Below are 18,591 nucleotides of genomic sequence, written 5' to 3' on the forward strand. Positions count from 1 at the left end.
ATTTAGGATAGGAGATTCAATTAGTTATGGTTTAAGATCAAAAAAATTGTAAGAATACTACTCTAGTTAACTGCACGAGTAAGGGGATTTGCTTGGCTTCAACACAATTAAAGTTATCAGACTTGGCAAAATTAGCTGGTGTTTCAACCTCGACGGCGTCCCGTGCACTCAACGATAACCCACTGATAAAAAAAGAAACTCGAGAGCGTATTCAGGCGTTAGCGAAAGAACATCACTTTAGTATCAATGCTGCAGCAAGTCGCCTGCGGATGCAAAAAACCAAAGTTATCGCTGTTATCATCAATCTTGAAGCAGAAACCAAGCAATCGGTTGATGATCCCTTCTTGCTAAAAGTTGTCAGTGATATAAACCGTGCCGTGAATCGTCAAGGGTATGAGTTGCTTCTGTCTAACTCACATATGGCAGGTGAGGATTGGCACGGCTACTTTATTTCTGGTCGTAGAGCCGATGGCGTAATCGTAGTTGGGCAAGGCAAGGAGCAGGCAAAAATCGAACTAGCTGCAAAAGCTGGTACTCCCATTGTAGTGTGGGGCGACCCGAAAACCTCTGCAAACTATCCGATTGTAGGTAGTGATAATTTTGTCGGAGGGTTAACAGCTACCGAGCACTTAATTGCCAAGGGGGCTTCTAAACTGCTGTTTATGGGAGATCCTGCACATGCAGAGTTGGGAGAGCGCTATCGAGGCTTTTGCCACGGAGTGGAGAAGGCCGATGTTACTGCAAAGCTGGTTAGAATTGATATTACCTCAGAAGCCGCCTATGCCAGTATTAATAAATTGCTAAGAGAAAATGGGCTGACTTTTGATGGTATTTTTGCGTGTAGTGATATGGTTGCGCTTGGGGCATTAAAAGCATTAAAAGAGCGCTATGTCAGCGTGCCAAATGATGTCAAAATTGTAGGCTTTGATGATATTGCTATGGCGCAGATAAGTTTCCCAGCGCTCACAACAATTAAACAAGACACCCATGCAGCAGCGCAATTACTAGTAGAAAAACTACTCATACAGCTAAGTGGTAAGATGTGTGAATCTCAAGAAGTACCTTCGTCACTGCTTATCAGGCAATCTAGTTAACCTGAAGGTCGGTTATGAGATGAACTAACTCATTGCTGTTAAAGCAGAGCTTAATTTTTCAACTCGTATTAGGAAATAACACTCTGGGTAGCGTGATAGCATGTTTCCAAGCAGAGGTATTTTAGTTGACTCACTAGTTCTAGCTTTGGTTCAGGTTAAATCAAAAAATACAATTACTATCGCAATCATAACGTTAAGGAACTCTTAATGGTTTTGAAATGCAAACGATTGCAAAAGCGAAAAAGTCTGTCTAGACTAAAAAGGAATCACAGTGTCTTAACGAGAATAACAATGAACCGAGCACGTATAATACTTGCGATGGCTGTTAGTTACTTTCTGTTCGCTATTTTGCTCAATAGTGTTGGAACAGTCATTTTACAATCAATTCATTCCTTTGGAATTACAAAACCACAAGCTGCGACATTGGAAGCATTTAAAGATCTTCCCATTGCTATCGTGTCATTTTTAGTTGCCTCCGTCATTCCAAGAGTTGGATTTAAAATCGCTTTGACTGTTGTGCTAGGAGTTGTGGCGCTGATCTGTAGCATTACACCACTGGTTGCTGAGTTTTGGATTTTAAAACTGGTCTTTGCTTCTGTGGGCGCTGCTTTCGCGGTAGTGAAAGTGTCCGTTTACGCGTTAGTTGGGCAAGTAACCGAGGGGAGTAATCAGCATTCAAGCCTCCTTAATTTTATTGAAGGTGTGTTTATGCTGGGAGTGCTTGGCGGGTACTGGGTTTTTGCGGCCTTTATCGATAGCGGTGATAACACACTTGGCTGGCTAAATGTATATTTTGTATTGGCGGTATTAAGTGCATTTACTGCAATCATTGTATGGATCTCGCCCATTGCAAAACCAGAGCCGACACAAGCGGCGGGATCTAATATTTCGGCTTTTACGGCAATGTTGAAGCTCGTCACAAAACCTTTGGTACTGGTGTTTGTCATTTCCGCATTTTTATATGTATTGATTGAGCAAAGTATCGGAACTTGGCTACCTACGTTTAACAATGAAGTCTTGTCTTTACCAGTTAATATAAGCGTGCAAATTACCAGTATTTTTGCAGCCTGTTTAGCACTAGGTCGGCTTGGTGCTGGAGTTGTGCTTACCAAAGTACACTGGTATGTGGTGTTAAATGTTTGCCTTATCGCCATGGCTGTGCTTGTGGTGTTGACTCTACCCATGACGGAAAATATTGAAAAGGCAGCCATAACGTCTTTATTTGACGCGCCACTGGTAGCTTTCTTAATGCCTTTGATTGGACTCTTTATGGCGCCTATATATCCGGTGATTAATTCGGTAATGCTAAGCAGTTTACCTACCGCTCAACATGCCTCTATGACCGGGTTAATCGTGGTATTTTCAGCCCTTGGTGGTAGCACTGGCTCTATGATAACAGGGTTCGTATTTCAGCACTTTGGGGGGCAGCAAGCGTTTTATGGCGCGCTTATTCCTATGTGTGTCATTGCGGTATGTTTATATTTTTTCAAATCGATGAGTGAGTCTAGCCAAGCAAATCCAGCTCACACACCAAGTCAACAAAAGGTGAGCTGAGGTTTTACATGCAGTACCAATCAGATTTTTACAACACAGAAATTTTTAAGGCAGTACAAAAGGCCGGTTTGTTTACAGATAGTAAAGCCTTTGCTGACGCCATCGCAAAAATACCACTGGCAGAGATTGAGCAGCTGTACGCCAAGCAAAAACCAACAGGAGCGGCGCTGCTGAACTTTGTTCATACGCACTTTGATTTTGTCGCCAGCAAAGAGTTAGAGGCCTTGCCTGACTTTGCTTGTGCACAGCATTACATCAGTGCGCTTTGGTCACGTTTATCCAGAAAACCGAGCACGGTTGCTACAGGCTCTTTATTACCGTTACCTTACCCTTATGTGGTACCGGGTGGGCGTTTCARTGAGATCTATTACTGGGACAGCTATTTCACTGCACTTGGACTATTAGATGCAAATCGAAACGATCTCGTTGAGGGAATGTTAGACAACTTTATCAGTTTGATTGACCGTATCGGGCATGTACCAAACGGCAATCGAGATTATTATCAAAGCCGCTCACAACCACCTGTGACGGCATTAATGGTGGATTTGCTGTGGCGACAAAAGTCTGACGATATGCAGTGGCTCAAGCGAGTTACCGAAGGGTTAATAAAGGAATATAACTTTTGGCAAACCGGTGGTGATGTTGGCAGCACTGAGGGTAATGCGCGGCTGCGTGTCGTCACAATGCCATGTGGCGGTACATTGAATCGTTATTGGGATCCGCTGGCAGCACCACGTCCGGAGTCGTATGTAGAAGATGTTGAATTGGCTAGTAGAACAGTAGACCCAAGCGTGCTTTATCAACATATTCGGGCTGCATGCGAGTCGGGATGGGATTTTAGTAGCCGTTGGCTTGCAAACCCCGATGACTTGGCAAGTATCCGCACAACCCAAATTATCCCCGTAGATTTAAATGCACTGCTGGTCTTGCTTGAATTGCAGCTCGCAAGATGTTTAAAGAAACTAAATAATGAAACACAAGCCGAACACTATGATTCGCTGGCGTCAAAACGCAGTGCACTTATCCAGCGCTACTGTTGGTGTGATGAAACAGGCTGGTTTTATGATGTTAACCTTGATGATTATCAACCAACCAAAATTGTTTCACTGGCAGGGGTTGTCCCCATGTTTGCTAAGCAGGTTACACCAGCACAAGCACAGCGAATGGGTGACAAACTAAGATTCGATTTTTTAAAATCAGGCGGGCTCGTCAGTACGCTAACCCCTACCTCACAACAATGGGATAGTCCAAATGGTTGGGCACCACTGCAATGGTTTGCGGTATCGGGGCTAAGAGCATATGGTCAAAACCAACTTGCAAGCGAAATTATGCAAGCATGGATTTATGCTGTTGAAACAAGCTTTGCACATCTGGGTTGTTTGCTGGAAAAGTATAACGTGGTAGAGCCAGACAAGCAGGCAGAAGGAGGAGAGTATGTTGTGCAACAAGGCTTTGGGTGGACAAATGGCGTTACCAGTCGCTTTTATCGACTGTTATCACTTGAAAATGCGAGTACTTTGACGTGATGTTAAGGTCCGTTTGACTGTGTACAAGATTAATGGCGTTATCAGTCGCTTTTATCGACTTTGAGCGTCTGAAGTTGATAGTTTTTTGGGGTGACATTAAAGGCTTGTTTAAACGCTCGGCTAAATTGACTCGGGTGCTTGAAGCCGAGTGTAAAACTAACTGCGGTGATCTGAGCCCCAGCTTTTAATTTTGCCTTAGCCTCTGTAAGCCTCCTTGCTTGTAGCCACTGTTGTGGCGTAGTTGCAAATGATTTTTTGAATTGGCTGAAAAATCGACTGCGACTCATGCAGCTGAGCTTACAGAGTTTATCTACATCCAAAGGCTGATCTAAATGCGTCTCTAAATAATGCACTGCTTGGTGTAGCCCATTGTGATCTGGAGTGTGTTTGACCGCATTGAGCAGAAGATCTCGGCTTTGTTGTTGTAGGAGCCTCGCTATCAGTTCATCCATTGCTAAATCGATAAAGTATTCTCGATTATTTTCATTTTCGCTAAACAGGTGGAACAGCTTTGCCAAACAGTGTTGGGTTTGCCAGTTGTGCTCGGTATGAATTAGCTGTGTTTGGTAAGTCACTTCATCGCAGAGGCTCAGAGATAATCTGTCGCTAACCGCCTTAATTTTCTCTCGGCTGATCTCAATGGCTAAGCAGGTCGTTGGCGAAGATAAGCTCGCATCTGGAAAGTCGATATGTACAGTTTGCTCGGGTGCCAGCACAAAGCTTTGATGTGGCAAAAACGGTTGATGGTAATCACAACTGTCTACATGCATCACTTTTTTTCCACTTACCATAGCGCAAAACAGCACTTCACTGGAGGTAAGCTTTACTTTATTGGCACTTTCATATGTGTCATAGATACTTAGCTCAACATTGTTGGCAGCAAAGCTTACTTTGTTCTCGATCAAACGATCAATGTGACTAACACGTTTCGCAATCTGCAAGCAATATTCTCCTTATCCGATATTTTTTGGACTGTGTGTATATATTCCAAGACGCCTTGTTAAGTTTTTAAAGCTGAATTTGGCTAATGTCAAACAGAAAAACAAATCTGGAACAGTAAGATCCAGGATAAATAACACAAGTTGCAGAGGTCAAAATGATATACGCAAATCCAAATACTGAGGGTGCTGTCGTCAGCTTTAAAACACAATACAACAACTTTATTGGTGGCGAGTGGAGACCACCTGTTGAGGGGCATTACTTTGATAATATAAGCCCAGTAAACGGTGAAGTTTTTTGTAAAGTTCCACGCTCAAGCGCAGCTGATATTGAACTTGCACTAGATGCTGCGCACGCAGCTAAAGCGTCCTGGGGTAAAACATCCGTCACTGAACGCAGTAATATTTTACTTAAAATTGCCGATCGGATTGAAAAAAATCTTGAATATTTAGCTGTTGCAGAAACGTGGGATAACGGAAAGGCTGTGCGCGAGACATTGGCGGCAGATGTGCCTTTAGCGGCGGATCATTTCCGATATTTTGCAGGGTGTATACGCGCGCAAGAAGGGACAATAGGTGAAATTGATGAGTCAACCGTCGCGTATCATTTTCACGAGCCTCTAGGTGTAGTGGGGCAGATCATCCCTTGGAACTTTCCATTGCTTATGGCTGCTTGGAAACTTGCTCCGGCGCTTGCAGCAGGCAATTGCGTGGTGCTCAAGCCAGCAGAGCAAACGCCGGTCTCTATTTTGTTACTAATGGAGCTGATAGCCGACTTGCTACCAAATGGTGTCGTTAATATCGTTAACGGCTTTGGTCGAGAAGCCGGTGAAGCACTTGCTACTAGCCAGCGTATCGCAAAGATAGCATTTACAGGCTCAACTCCCGTTGGTTCACATATTTTGAAATGCGCGGCGGAGAATATTATTCCTTCAACCGTCGAGTTAGGCGGTAAATCTCCTAATATTTACTTTAGTGATGTGATGCAAGCGGATGATGACTACTTAAGTAAGTGTATTGAAGGGGCGGTACTGGCTTATTTCAACCAAGGTGAAGTCTGTACATGCCCTTCTCGATTACTCGTACAAGAAGACATATATGATGATTTTATCGCAAAAGTAATTGAGCGAACCAAAGCCATCAAGCGCGGTAATCCACTCGACACCGAAACTATGGTTGGTGCGCAGGCTTCACAAGCACAGTTTGATAAAATTCTTAGCTATATAGATATAGGTAAAAAAGAAGGGGCTGAAGTTTTAATAGGCGGCGAAGTAGAAAAGCTTGGTGAAGGTTATCATCAAGGTTTTTATATCCAGCCAACCCTGTTAAAAGGCAACAACCAGATGCGTGTATTCCAAGAGGAAATCTTTGGCCCGGTCATTTCTTTATGTACCTTTAAAGATGAGGCTGAGGCATTAAAATTAGCGAATAGCTCAGAGTTTGGTTTGGGTGCAGGCGTCTGGACGCGAGATATGAATCGAGCATATCACTTTGGTCGTCAAATTGAAGCAGGCCGCGTTTGGACTAATTGCTATCATATGTATCCAGCGCACGCAGCATTTGGTGGCTACAAAAAGTCGGGTATTGGCCGTGAAACGCACAAAAAGGCCTTAGATCATTATCAACAAACCAAAAACCTACTGGTGAGCTATAGTACCAGTCCACTGGGTTTCTTTTAGCCATAGCGGGAGATACCTCCCGCAATCTTAAAGCGCTACTCTGCCTAGCTCGGGTTAAATACAACGGTATAGTGATAGGGCAATCTCTCACACCCCTAACAGAAATAACGTAAAAAGTAGTAATCTAGTACCTATACTCGCTAAATTTAAAGCGCTAACTTTTTAAAATTATTCCTTATATAACAGTGTGTTATTGTTTTTCTTGCTTCTAAGTGCACTATCATGTGTATTATGAACATTGTTCGAAAATATTGGCTAATACTTTGGTATACTTGTTTTTTTAAACTAATAACTCTAGAATTTTCACAACCTTAAGCGTTCTAATTAAGAAGCTCGAGGTCTACACCGCAAATATCACTGATAGCAAACGGAGCTGCTATGTTTAAGTTTATCTCTTGGATCTTTTCGATCACCGCATTTTCACTGTCTTTCTTTTTTATCACGCAAGGCCATTACACGCTGTGTGTGGTGCTACTACTCGCAGGGCTTATTGCTTTGCCAAAGCGTGATACTGAGCTGCAACCATTGGGAATGCGCTTACATACTAAGCATTTTGCCAATGAATCACATTCTCTCAGTTCAAAGGAAGTCATTAATTTCTTAGTTGCATTTTCACTTGCAGGGCTGAGTTTGGTATCTCAATGGGGCAATATTATTGTCTAATCGCGCTATCTAGCCTTTAGTTTGTTTCAATGTTTGAATGAGGTAAATCGTTCGGCTGATATACCTCTTCATTCTGTGCATAGCGATACTTAGCACAAAGTCTAGTTCGGCAGCGGTTTCCCGTACTTCTATTGTCTGGCCTGAGAAGAGTGTTGCTTGAAGGGCGCATTCATACTGTTTGTAGCGCTGAGCCGCTGAAACGCCAGTATGTACATTTATAACTAGTTTTTTAATATCATATTGATACCTGCCAAGTATCAACCACACCTCGGCTTCTACATGTTCCTTTCGAGCTGCTTGGTTTGAAGTTGCTGTGAATTCTGGAGCAGAAAAATCAATAATCATCTTGGCTTATCTTTCTTCCTCTCTAGGGCTTTAATCTCAAAAAATGTAAGCAGATTTTGGAGCTTTCGGTAACTGGGCAAAATTTTAATGCAGTTAGCGTCAAGTTTACTCTTTCAGATTGACAGAGTATTCAGCCTAATCGATATCATATATTGCTCGCAGCCAGCTACTAACGTTAACGTTCACAGTGTAGTTACGGAATGACATGAGCTAGCAAAAACGGAATATGGCTGCAACCCCACGTACGTTCGAACGACAAATTGCTCTTATCCCATATGGCTACGACACTGCTAACTTACAATCTATACAGATTAAAGTTAAATCGTTTGTTATAACTATATAGTTCGAATAATTCGAAGCTTTTCATGGAGTGGGTTTATGCAAGATATGATCAATTACAAACACTTAAAATACTTTTGGGTTGTTGCTCATGAAGGAAGTATTGCTCAAGCTAGTTCGCGATTAAACATTACGCCTCAAACGATCAGCGGTCAATTGTCTTTACTTGAAGAGCGAATTGGTTGCGCACTATTTGAAAAAGAAGGAAGAGGTTTAAGGCTGAGCGATGACGGCAGATTAGTACTGCGTTATGCCGACGAAATCTTTGAATTAGGCAGTGAGTTGGCTGATGTCATCCTAGGGAGTCGGGGAGTCGGTCCTGCTGATTTTATTGTTGCTGCATCCAGTGGCCTTCCAAAAACCATTGTTCATAAAATCATTGCGCCAGCGCTCAAAATAGATCATGAAATTAGACTAAGTAGCTTAGAGGGTAGTGTAGAGAGTCTATTGGCAGATTTGGCAGTACACAAGGTTGATTTAGTTTTAAGTGATATCCCCGTGACAGGCGCATTAAGTGTGAAGGCATATAATCACTTTTTAGGAGAGAGTGGTATTACATTTTTTGCCCTACCTGAGCTTGCACAGAAATATAGAAAAACATTCCCTGCGTCCTTACATAACGCACCATTACTACTACCCACTAGTCAACATGAAATTAGAAAAGAATTTGATTTTTGGCTCAGCGATAGAAATATTCGACCTAATATTGTTGCACAGTTTGATGATAGCGCTTTGCTAAAGTCATTTGGCCAGTCGGGTCTGGGAGCGTTTTTTATGCCAACAGCAATTACGAAAAACATCGAAGATACATTTGGGGTAGAAGCATTTGGTGACCTCCCGGATGTAAAACAAAAGTTTTACGCTATTTCCGCGGAAAGAAAAATCCGGCATCCAGCTATCGCAGCTATCTTTAATTCTGCTAGGGCGTCTTTATTCGCTAATTGAAAGCTTTAGGTGATATTGGCTAAGGATCGTTTTTTTCGAGCTTTGGGCATTAATAATTCGAGTTTTATACTACTTTTGAGCAGTGTAGTCTATTTTTAATACAACTAGCTCCTGAGGTGTTTTATGAAAAACCCGATAGAATGGCACAGTCATCACACTGAAGAAGTCTTGCGACAACTTGAAGTAGATCAGAATACCGGTCTAGAGGTTGCAGAAATCAGTGAGCGTACACAAAAATACGGCACTAATTCCTTAACTAAGCATACAGGAGACGGAGCACTAAAGAGATTTGCACTGCAATTTCATCAACCTCTTGTATATATTTTATTGGCCGCTGTTGCAGTGACTTTGGCTTTGCAAGAGTGGGTAGACTCAGCTGTGATTTTCGCCGTTGTGCTTCTTAATGCCATTATTGGGTTTGTTCAAGAGTCAAAGGCGATTAATGCCATCAATGCGCTATCTGGCAGTATCAAGTCGTCAGCTACAGTTTTGCGCGATGGTAAAAAGATGACCATTCCAGCCGAAGATTTGGTTCCTGGCGATATTGTACTGTTACAAGCAGGGGATAAAGTCAGTGCTGATATACGGTTAATTAGAGTAAAAGATTTGCAAGTCGATGAGTCCGCGCTCACTGGTGAGTCTGTCCCTGTGCAAAAGAATACTCAGCAGCTAGAAAAAGAAGTGTTACTTGGCGACCGTCAGRATATGGCTTTCTCATCGACTTTAGTGGTCTATGGAAGTGGTACAGGAGTAGTTACGAGCACTGGAGATAACACTGAAATTGGTAAAATATCCAAGTTAATTGCAACAACGCCAACCTTAGACACCCCACTTACAAAACGCATAAAGCAGTTTAGCCATGTATTACTTTATGCGATTGTTGGGTTGGCAGCACTTACCTTAGCTATTGGGTATCTCCATGGTCAGCCACTGCTGAGCTCATTTATGGCTGCGGTTGCTTTAGCGGTAGGTGCAATCCCCGAGGGACTTCCAGCCGCTGTAACAATTATGCTGGCGATAGGGGTGTCAAGGATGGCAAAACGCAAAGCGGTGATCCGCAACTTACCAGCCGTGGAAACGTTAGGCAGTACGACCATCATCTGCTCAGACAAAACAGGTACTCTTACCAAAAATGAGATGACAGTAGAGCGGATATATACGGGAGCCGAATTATTCACCCTAAGCGGCAACGGCTATAACCCAGACGGGGATATTTTTAGAGATAGTAGCTCTTCAATTGCCTCAACCGCAACGCTGGAAAAATCACATCCTGCGCTTTACAAAATGATTCGAGCAGGTGTGTTATGTAACGATGCTCAGTTGCTCCCTCCATCTGCCGCTGGTGATCAATGGAAGATTAATGGCGATCCTACCGAAGCGGCACTACTTGTCTCAGGAGTTAAGGCAGGTATGGATGTTGATGCACTTGAGTCTTCAAGGGTCGACAGCATTCCATTCCAATCCGAATATCAATACATGGCGACTTTAGACTTGGTAGGCTGCGAGTGTTTCATCCACATCAAAGGCTCAATAGAAAGCATTTTGCCTAAATGTTCTAAGATGCTCGATAGCCATGGTGAGTCAGTTGCCATAGCTATTGATGAAATTAAGCTACAAGCTGAGCAGCTTGCGAGTCAAGGGCTAAGAGTACTTGCTTTTGCTTGTAAAAGTGTATCTTCAGAGAAAAGAGGGCTGGAACATAGTGATGTTGCTGAAGGGCTGGAGTTTTTGGGTTTGCAAGCAATGATAGACCCACCTCGTCCAGAAGCGATAGATGCTGTTGCTGCATGTCACAAAGCAGGGATCCGTGTAAAAATGATCACAGGAGATCACGCCCTTACTGCAACCAGTATTGCAAAGCAACTTGGTATTTTAGAGCAAGAAGATGGCAATGGAAAAACCATTACTGGCTATGAATTGTCGAAAATACCGCAAAGTGATTTTTCACGCATTTCTGACGAGTATGATGTTTTCGCTCGGGTAACCCCAGAAAACAAATTGCAACTTGTCAAGTCGCTCCAATCACAGGGACAAGTTGTAGCCATGACTGGAGATGGCGTGAATGATGCTCCTGCTTTGAGGAGAGCCGACATTGGTGTTGCAATGGCATTAAATGGAACTGAAGTTGCTCGTGATGCCGCTGATATGATGTTAACCGATGATAATTTCGCCACTGTTAGAGCGGCTGTTGAAGAAGGGCGAGGGGTTTTTGATAACCTTAAGAAGTTTATCGTTTGGACACTTCCTACCAATGGTGGAGAGGGTTTAGTTATTTTGTTAGCGGTTTTATTGGGAGTTTCATTACCCTTACTTCCGGTTCATATACTCTGGGTCAATATGACCACCGCTATCTTGTTAGGGTTAATGCTAGCTTTCGAGCCCAAAGAACGAGGCATTATGGAGCGGCCCCCCTATGATCCCGCAGCGCCCATCATTGATAAAGTTTTAGCTTGGCGGATTGTATTAGTGTCTTCCTTACTTTGTATAACGGCTTTTGGACTTTACGAACTAGAGCTGCACTTGGGAGCGACTGATGCTCAGGCAAGAACTGTTGCCGTTGCTATGTTCGTTGTCGGTGAAGCATTTTATCTCTTTAATTGTCGCTCATTACATCGCTCAGTCTTTTCGATAGGGCTATTTTCGAATACATGGATTTGGGTTGGTTTGATAATGATGATGTCACTACAGCTATTATTCACCTACTCGCCATCAATGAATGTGTGGTTCCAAAGTGAAGCTATAGGGCTTGAATCGTGGGTGAGAGTTTTTCTTTGTGGTTGGCTCATATCACTTATTGTGGGAATTGAAAAACACTACCGGAACCGAGCCTCGAATGAGAGCAGCCTAAAAGTAAAGAGCGACACCCAAGCTATTTAATGAAGGAACTATGATGCGCAGTAAACGACGATATTTTCAAAGCTATACCTCTGTAGTTGCGAAGTTAGTGTTCTTCTCTCTCCTTTGGTCAATGTTGACAAAAGGAGAGCTCAGTGCCTGGGCTTTTGGTGCCATAATAGTACCTATAGCCGTATGGCTAAATCTGCGTTTGTTTATTCCGCAAAAGGACAGCGCTGCTCAGAAGGAAAGCACCGAGAGCATTACCAGTTTTAGTTTTATTCGGTTGTTGTGCCTCTTACCTTACTTCCTTATGAATTCATTCAAGGGAGGAGTTCAAACATCTTGCTTGGCTTTTCGTCGTAAAGCTGTAACGACTTCAGGAATAGTGTATTACTCAGTACGTATACCGAGAGGGAAAGTGAGGTTATGGTTTATGCATTTAATCAGTCTGCTGCCCGGAACGCTGAGTGCTTGTATCGAAGGTGATGAGTTAGCGGTACACATGCTAGAAGTCAACGCTGCTAACATTCGTGATATTCAAAGATGTGAAGAGAAAATAGCCTTTCTTTTTGGTTTTGAGCTTCATCGAGGAACATTGGAGGAATAAATATGACCACGTATCTGAGTGTTTCTATCGGAATATTAATTTTAGCATTGCTTATTGGGCTACTAAGACTTTGTTTTAGCTCCACACGGCTAGACTTAATTTCATCGTTGCAATTATTTGGCACGTTGGGGGTGGCAGTAATGGTGCTACTTGCCGTTTATTTAGAGCAAAGTGCTTTATATAACGTGGCGTTGGTGCTGGCTCTACTGGCACCAACCACCACCGTAATCTTGGTAAGGCTTGGGGGGTATAATGATGAACATCATTGAGTGGTTTAGCGTGTTAATGATTGTATTAGGCTCGTTCTTTTTTCTTGCTGGGACTGTTGGGTTATGGCGCTTTCCTGATGTGTTAAGTCGGCTCCATGCACTTACCAAGGCTGATAACTTAGGGCTTGGATTCATTGTTATAGGTATAGTTCCACTGGTTTCTGATGTAGTGGACGCGATTCAACTCATAGTGATCTGGTTGGCGGTTATGCTCTCTGGCGCTATATCTTGTTATCTCCTTGCGAGCTCTTCTGACGACGTTCACAATCAATCTGCCCCTAAAAAAGTAGAGAATTCTAATTTTATGAGTAATTCAGATGATTGAATATGAAATTATAATTGACTGTATGCTTGGCCTGGGGGCGGTTGCCACAGCCGCTTTGTGTTYGTCTTTTAAAAATTTGTTTCAGTCGATATTAATATTTATGAGTATGGGTCTAATCGTCACATTAATATGGGCGCGACTTGGAGCGTGGGATGTTGCTATTGCCGAAGCGGCAATTGGTGCAGGATTGACAGGAGCATTGTTGCTTGCTGCTCGGCGCCGACTTGAACAAAAAAACCATACTGAGCGATAACAGGAGCTATTCGCTTATTCACATCTGGCTAGTTATGGACGCGGAGTATCGTTATGTTTGACATGATAGTTTTACAAGAGGACAAAAGATCGCAAAAAACTACTATAGGGACTCAGTTCTTTATTGGTGCAGTTGTTGGTGGGTTTTGCCTGTTACTCTTTTTCGCTCTTAGCCAAACCCAGCCTTCCAATACCCTTGTAGCAGAGTTGATTGCGCAAAATTTAGCAAGTAGTGGCGTCAGTAATCCAGTCACGAGTGTCTTGTTGAACTTCAGAAGTTTAGATACCTTGTTAGAAATTGCTGTTTTATTAATTGTCGCACTTGCTGTGATGCCTAATATGAATAGCATGGTTGATCACCGCTTTGTAAAACAGGTAAAAAATCCAAATAGAAATGAAGTCCTAGAGGCATTTTTAAGATGGCTATTACCAAGTATCGTTGTGACATCTGGATACTTACTTTGGACCGGATCCAGCTTGCCTGGTGGTGCTTTTCAGGCTGGCGCGCTGTTATCAGGAGCTGGTATTTTACTAATATTAACGGGTAGCTATCACTTAAACTTCAATTGTACCCTAGCAAAGTTGTTTATGATTTTTGGCGTCGTTGTGTTTGTAGTCGTGGGGGTTGGAGTTACGTTTCACACGGGCGTTTTTCTTGATTACCCAACCGACTATGCAGGTGTATTGATCTTCATAATTGAAGCAGCTGCAACGTTATCTATCGCGACTATTCTCACGTCGCTTTATCACAGTTTAACTGGATATCAAGCTAGTACAGTAAGTGATAGTAAGGAGCACATAAAATGAGTGCTTTACTTTATAGTGCAATTGGTGTGGCAATGTTTGGTATTGGGTTATTTGGTGTCTTAGCAATTCCACATGCTTTAAAAAAGATCTTGTCACTCAACATTTGTGGCGTAGGTATATTTATGATTTTCATAGCTAACTCTACAGCTGACACCGGGGCTGTTGACTATGTGCCACATGCGATTGTCCTAACAGGAATTGTCGTTGCTGTCGCGGGCACGGCGCTGGCGTTATTTTTAATATGTCGAATCAATGACTACGCTTCGCAACAGAAAAAGGGATAAATATGAACAGCTCAGCAGAGTCAATTATCCCAATTCTTATTCTTTTACCCTTGATAGCTTCATTGTGTTCTTTTTTGTGTCGTACGCATTTGATACAAACCGTCATTTGTTTTTTGACTGTTTTCGGTTTGTGCCTAACGGTAGCGCAACTTCATATTGATACAGTTGAAAACATTGAGGCGCTTAAATATGTTGTTGGTGGCTGGGCAGCCCCTTTAGGGATTGAATTTTCATTGGATGGTTTATCAATCTTAATGGTTACATTATGTGCTTTTTTAATTGCCATCCTGTCATTTTACGGTACTTTTTATTTTAAAAATAAACCCACTGAACGTAAGTTTTGGCCGCTATGGTGGTTATTAGTATCAGGGATTAATGCGTTATTTATATCGTCAGATCTTTTTAATATATATGTGACTTTGGAAATCATTGGGTTGGCTTCTGTCGCTTTGGTTGCATTGAGCGAGAGCAAAGAAGGGTTAATTGCCGCATTGCGTTATCTTTTTGTTGGGTTACTTGGTTCGCTGCTCTACTTGGCAGGGGTCGCTTTGATTTACTACAGCTACGGTACACTTGAGTTTTCAGCACTATCAGAGCAGGTTGAAAAAAGCTCACTAAATCAAATTTCTTTAGTACTGGTGTCATTGGGGCTTGCTTTAAAAACTGCGATCGTGCCTTTACATTTTTGGCTCCCATATGCCCATAGTAATGCTCCCGCTCCAGTTAGTGCAATCCTCTCAGGTCTTGTTGTTAAGGCATCCTTCTATTTATTGATACGGTTTTGGATGGAAATTTTGTCTCCCATAGCATCAAATTCGGCATTATATTTGATGGGACTTCTTGGTGCAGGTGCAATTTTTTGGGGTTGCTTCAAAGCTTTGAAAGCAAAGCGGCTGAAAATTATGATTGCGTACTCCACTGTTGCTCAAATTGGGTATTTATTCTTATTGTTTCCGATGCTTGCGACTTCTACTTTGGCGACAGACACGAAAGAGATTCATCAAGAAGTTCTAGCTGCGATAGCCTATTTTATTGTCGCTCATGCGTGCGCTAAATCAGCGATGTTTATCGCAGCTGGCAATATTATTACCGTATTAGGACATGACAATATCTCACAGCTTCAAGGAATGGCTAAATATATACCCATCAGCTTGTTTACCTTTGCAATTGCTGGGTGCAGCTTAATTGGATTGCCTCCAAGTGCTGGTTTTATTGCTAAATGGCTCTTGCTTAACTCAGCAATTGACACGGGGCAGTGGTGGTGGATCGTTATCGTGGTTGTGGGCGGTTTGCTAGCTGCACTAGCCTTATTCAGAGTGTTGGATTTGGCATTTATCAAAAAAGAAAGCAAGGTAGAACCCGCGAGCGTGATAAACAGTCATAAAATATCGCCATATATGCTGTATTCAGGGTTATTTTTAGCGCTTTGCACCATAGCGCTGGGTTTTAACGCTGAACTGATAATTGACCTAGTACTATCTGGAGGTGGAGAATGATTTGGCAATCAACTTTACCCATCATGATTCTCTTGAGCGCATTGATCCCGGGAATAGCGATATTCTTTGTCGATGAGAGTAAGCCAAACTTAAGAAAAATCCTGAATTTTGGTGGCTCAGGTATCTGTATCATTCTGATCATCTTGTTGATTACTGGGGTATATCAAGGGCAGGTATTTGAATCACGTTTACCTTTGTTGCCCGATATTGATTTGGTTTTACATGCTGATGCGCTCTCTTTGTTATTTGTTGCGCTATCAGTGGCGTTATGGCTGTTAACTACTATTTATGCAATTGGCTATCTTGAAAACTCACCAAACAGAAACCGATTTTTTGGCTTTTTTAGTTTGTGTGTTTTTGCAACGATTGGTGTCGCTTTAGCTGGTAACTTAATCACATTTCTTATCTTTTACGAGCTACTTACGCTTACCACATACCCTTTGGTTGTGCACAAGGGTAACCAAGCTTCTATGGCTGCAGGAAGAAAGTATCTCATCTATACAATGCTGGGTGGGGCTAGTTTATTGGCGGGCGTAGTATGGCTTAAATCTCTTGCTGGCTCTCTTGACTTTACGGCAACAGGCATTTTAGCTGTCATGCCTGACTTAGATCCTGATATTTTAAAAATTATTTTCGTGCTCATTATTATGGGGTTGGGGGTCAAAGCTGCACTTGTTCCTCTTCATGGATGGTTACCATCCGCGATGGCGGCGCCTGCACCTGTTAGCGCACTCTTACACGCTGTTGCTGTGGTAAAAGCAGGTGCATTTGGAATTGTTAGAGTTGTTTATGATGTATATGGAATCGAGTTCGCTAGAGACTTAGGGCTCACTATGCTACTTGCTGGCATGGCCTCAATAACGATTGTTTATGGCTCGATACGGGCGCTATTTCAAAATGATTTAAAAAAACGTTTGGCTTATTCGACCGTTAGCCAAGTATCTTACATAGCGTTGGGTACCGCAATTGCAGGACCTATTGCCACTATTGGTGGTATTGCACATTTAGTACATCAAGGGCTAATGAAAATTACGATGTTCTTTTGCGCTGGTAGTTTTGCTGAAACTCTTGGGGTTACTCAAGTTAAACAAATGGATGGTATTGGAAAACGAATGCCTCTAACCATGGCTGCTTTTAGCTTGGCTGTATTAGGTATGATAGGCATACCGCCTGCTGCTGGGTTTGTATCTAAATGGTATTTGGGGACAGGCGCTTTAGAATCGGGCTTTTATTGGGTGTTAGGGGTTTTGGTTGTTAGTAGCTTGCTAAATGCGATGTACTTCTTACCAATATTATACTCAGCTTGGTTTACAAACCGAAAAGARAAGTGGCCCTCAGAGAAACCTCGTAGACGATTTGAAACCCACTGGATGTTGTTATTCCCCCCAGTTGTCACGGCTAGCCTAGCACTTGCTGCAGGTTTGTTTGCAGATGCTCAATTTAGTCCTATTAATTGGGTCAAGCTGATTGCTGCGAGGGAATATGGTGAGGAATTTATTTCTGTCATTCAGGTTGGTGTGACACAGGTCCCCCTAATGTGGATTGCGGTAGTTTTACCTTTGATTGCAAGTTGTTTTATTGCTAATAAAAAAGTACAACGAGAAAGCCACTGGTTACCAGTTTTAGTTTCGCTATTCGCTTTTGTGGCTTACTTTGTCTCTCCTCAAGGCTTAAATATTACCCCGTGGCTATTTTTCGGAAGCGTCTTAGAGTTAAATGATGTTACCTCACCTTTCTTTTTGCTTGCTTCAGTGCTTTGGCTTGCTGCATCTATATATGCTGTTGATACTATCAAAAATGAAAAAAATAAAGGACGCTTTTGTTTCTTTTTTCTCCTCGCAATGAGCGGTAATTTCGGTTTGATATTGTCTCAAGATATTTCTGGCTTTATTAGCTTTTTTACTTTGATGAGCTTATCAGCGTATGGTTTAGTTGTTCATAGCGGGACGCCAAAAGCGATCAAAGCAGGAAAGTCTTACATGCAGTGGGCTATTCTAGGAGAGTTATTACTATTTACTGCTTTTGCTGGATTGGCTTATGGTTCATTGAGTGCACAAGAAAATGAGCTGATTATTAGCTACCCCAAGTGGGCTATCACACTATTACTAATTGGTTTTGGTATCAAAGCTGGACTATTTTCGTGTCATGTGTGGTTACCGATGGCTCACCCCGTTGCTCCTGTAGCTGCTAGTGCACTACTGAGCGGGATTATGGTAAAAGCAGGTTTATTGGGATGGCTGAAATTTATTCCTTTAGGCTTAATACCTTTTCCTGAGCTCGGATCAATGATGATAATGGCTGGTTTACTAGGATCATTCTATGGGGTGTTTATTGGTGTTTCGCAAAAAGATGCAAAGACACTTCTTGCTTATTCTACCATCAGTCAAATGGGCATTTTAATCGCAGCAATAGGCGTTGGGTTGAAATATCCTGAGTCTTGGGTTGTTCTTTTACCTTGTATCATTTTATATAGCTTACATCATGGTATCGCAAAAGCTACGCTTTTTTTATCGGTGGGGATCGTAGGAAAAATGCCATGGCAGAACTACAAGGCGTTGTGTTGGTTGGTCATTTCACTTCCAGCCGCAGCCTTGGCTGGACTACCGTTTACGAGTGGTGCTGTATCAAAA

General features: G+C 42.4%; 17 protein-coding genes. 15 read left to right on the forward strand and 2 right to left on the reverse strand.

Annotated elements, in window-relative coordinates; all coding sequences use genetic code 11:
- Positions 1 to 92 precede the first annotated feature (92 nt).
- From EAG18_RS13335 to EAG18_RS13345, 3 genes are all read left to right on the forward strand, one after another.
- On the forward strand, positions 93 to 1,094 hold the full coding sequence (locus EAG18_RS13335) for a LacI family DNA-binding transcriptional regulator (RefSeq protein WP_125252872.1): 1,002 nt from the start codon (positions 93 to 95) through the stop codon (positions 1,092 to 1,094).
- Positions 1,095 to 1,385: 291 nt separating this feature from the next.
- Positions 1,386 to 2,648 (forward strand): MFS transporter, encoded by a 1,263-nt coding sequence (locus EAG18_RS13340; RefSeq protein WP_125252873.1) that lies wholly within the window; start codon positions 1,386 to 1,388, stop codon positions 2,646 to 2,648.
- Between the two features lie 8 nt (positions 2,649 to 2,656).
- The gene (locus EAG18_RS13345; protein WP_125252874.1) at positions 2,657 to 4,174 is read left to right on the forward strand and encodes a trehalase family glycosidase; all 1,518 of its coding nucleotides are present in this window, start codon (positions 2,657 to 2,659) and stop codon (positions 4,172 to 4,174) included.
- Positions 4,175 to 4,215: 41 nt separating this feature from the next.
- Here the strand turns inward: EAG18_RS13345 and EAG18_RS13350 are convergent, their stop codons facing one another.
- A complete protein-coding gene (locus EAG18_RS13350; protein ID WP_125252875.1) occupies positions 4,216 to 5,115 on the reverse strand; it encodes a helix-turn-helix domain-containing protein in 900 nt (299 codons plus the stop codon).
- A 155-nt stretch (positions 5,116 to 5,270) separates the two neighbouring features.
- Between EAG18_RS13350 and EAG18_RS13355 the strand changes: the two genes are divergently transcribed.
- Positions 5,271 to 6,791, forward strand: a complete 1,521-nt coding sequence (locus EAG18_RS13355) for an aldehyde dehydrogenase family protein (protein ID WP_125252876.1) — start codon at positions 5,271 to 5,273, stop codon at positions 6,789 to 6,791.
- Between the two features lie 378 nt (positions 6,792 to 7,169).
- Positions 7,170 to 7,454: a hypothetical protein gene (locus tag EAG18_RS13360; protein WP_125252877.1), complete on the forward strand. Its 285-nt coding sequence runs from the start codon at positions 7,170 to 7,172 to the stop codon at positions 7,452 to 7,454.
- A gap of 9 nt (positions 7,455 to 7,463) precedes the next feature.
- Here EAG18_RS13360 and EAG18_RS13365 read toward each other — a convergent pair whose 3' ends face one another.
- Positions 7,464 to 7,799, reverse strand: a complete 336-nt coding sequence (locus EAG18_RS13365; RefSeq protein WP_125252878.1) for a hypothetical protein — start codon at positions 7,797 to 7,799, stop codon at positions 7,464 to 7,466.
- 378 nt (positions 7,800 to 8,177) lie between these two features.
- Between EAG18_RS13365 and nhaR the strand changes: the two genes are divergently transcribed.
- The 10 genes from nhaR to EAG18_RS13415 all read left to right on the forward strand — a co-directional run.
- A complete protein-coding gene (gene nhaR, locus EAG18_RS13370; RefSeq protein WP_125252879.1) occupies positions 8,178 to 9,083 on the forward strand; it encodes a transcriptional activator NhaR in 906 nt (301 codons plus the stop codon).
- Between the two features lie 123 nt (positions 9,084 to 9,206).
- Positions 9,207 to 11,960, forward strand: a complete 2,754-nt coding sequence (locus EAG18_RS13375; protein ID WP_125252880.1) for a cation-transporting P-type ATPase — start codon at positions 9,207 to 9,209, stop codon at positions 11,958 to 11,960.
- Positions 11,961 to 11,970: 10 nt separating this feature from the next.
- Positions 11,971 to 12,528: a Na+/H+ antiporter subunit E gene (locus EAG18_RS13380; protein ID WP_125252881.1), complete on the forward strand. Its 558-nt coding sequence runs from the start codon at positions 11,971 to 11,973 to the stop codon at positions 12,526 to 12,528.
- A gap of 2 nt (positions 12,529 to 12,530) precedes the next feature.
- Positions 12,531 to 12,797: an MrpF/PhaF family protein gene (locus EAG18_RS13385; RefSeq protein ID WP_125252882.1), complete on the forward strand. Its 267-nt coding sequence runs from the start codon at positions 12,531 to 12,533 to the stop codon at positions 12,795 to 12,797.
- Entirely contained in the window at positions 12,781 to 13,122 is a 342-nt protein-coding gene (gene mnhG / locus EAG18_RS13390; protein ID WP_275557293.1) for a monovalent cation/H(+) antiporter subunit G, read from the forward strand. The genes EAG18_RS13385 and mnhG overlap by 17 nt, the downstream gene beginning before the upstream one ends.
- A gap of 22 nt (positions 13,123 to 13,144) precedes the next feature.
- Complete coding sequence (locus EAG18_RS13395; RefSeq protein ID WP_275557294.1) at positions 13,145 to 13,375, forward strand: hydrogenase subunit MbhD domain-containing protein; 231 nt, start codon at positions 13,145 to 13,147, stop codon at positions 13,373 to 13,375.
- A gap of 53 nt (positions 13,376 to 13,428) precedes the next feature.
- On the forward strand, positions 13,429 to 14,181 hold the full coding sequence (gene mbhE / locus EAG18_RS13400) for a hydrogen gas-evolving membrane-bound hydrogenase subunit E (RefSeq protein ID WP_125252884.1): 753 nt from the start codon (positions 13,429 to 13,431) through the stop codon (positions 14,179 to 14,181).
- A complete protein-coding gene (locus EAG18_RS13405) occupies positions 14,178 to 14,465 on the forward strand; it encodes an NADH-quinone oxidoreductase subunit K (RefSeq protein ID WP_125252885.1) in 288 nt (95 codons plus the stop codon). Before mbhE ends, EAG18_RS13405 begins: the two co-directional genes overlap by 4 nt.
- A gap of 2 nt (positions 14,466 to 14,467) precedes the next feature.
- Positions 14,468 to 15,961: a proton-conducting transporter membrane subunit gene (locus EAG18_RS13410; RefSeq protein ID WP_125252886.1), complete on the forward strand. Its 1,494-nt coding sequence runs from the start codon at positions 14,468 to 14,470 to the stop codon at positions 15,959 to 15,961.
- Positions 15,958 to 18,591, forward strand: a 2,634-nt coding sequence (locus EAG18_RS13415; protein ID WP_125252887.1) for a proton-conducting transporter membrane subunit, incomplete at its 3' end; no start/stop codon positions are given. The genes EAG18_RS13410 and EAG18_RS13415, both read left to right, overlap by 4 nt.

Source organism: Pseudoalteromonas sp. J010 (assembly GCF_003934235.1).
GTDB lineage: Bacteria > Pseudomonadota > Gammaproteobacteria > Enterobacterales > Alteromonadaceae > Pseudoalteromonas > Pseudoalteromonas peptidolytica.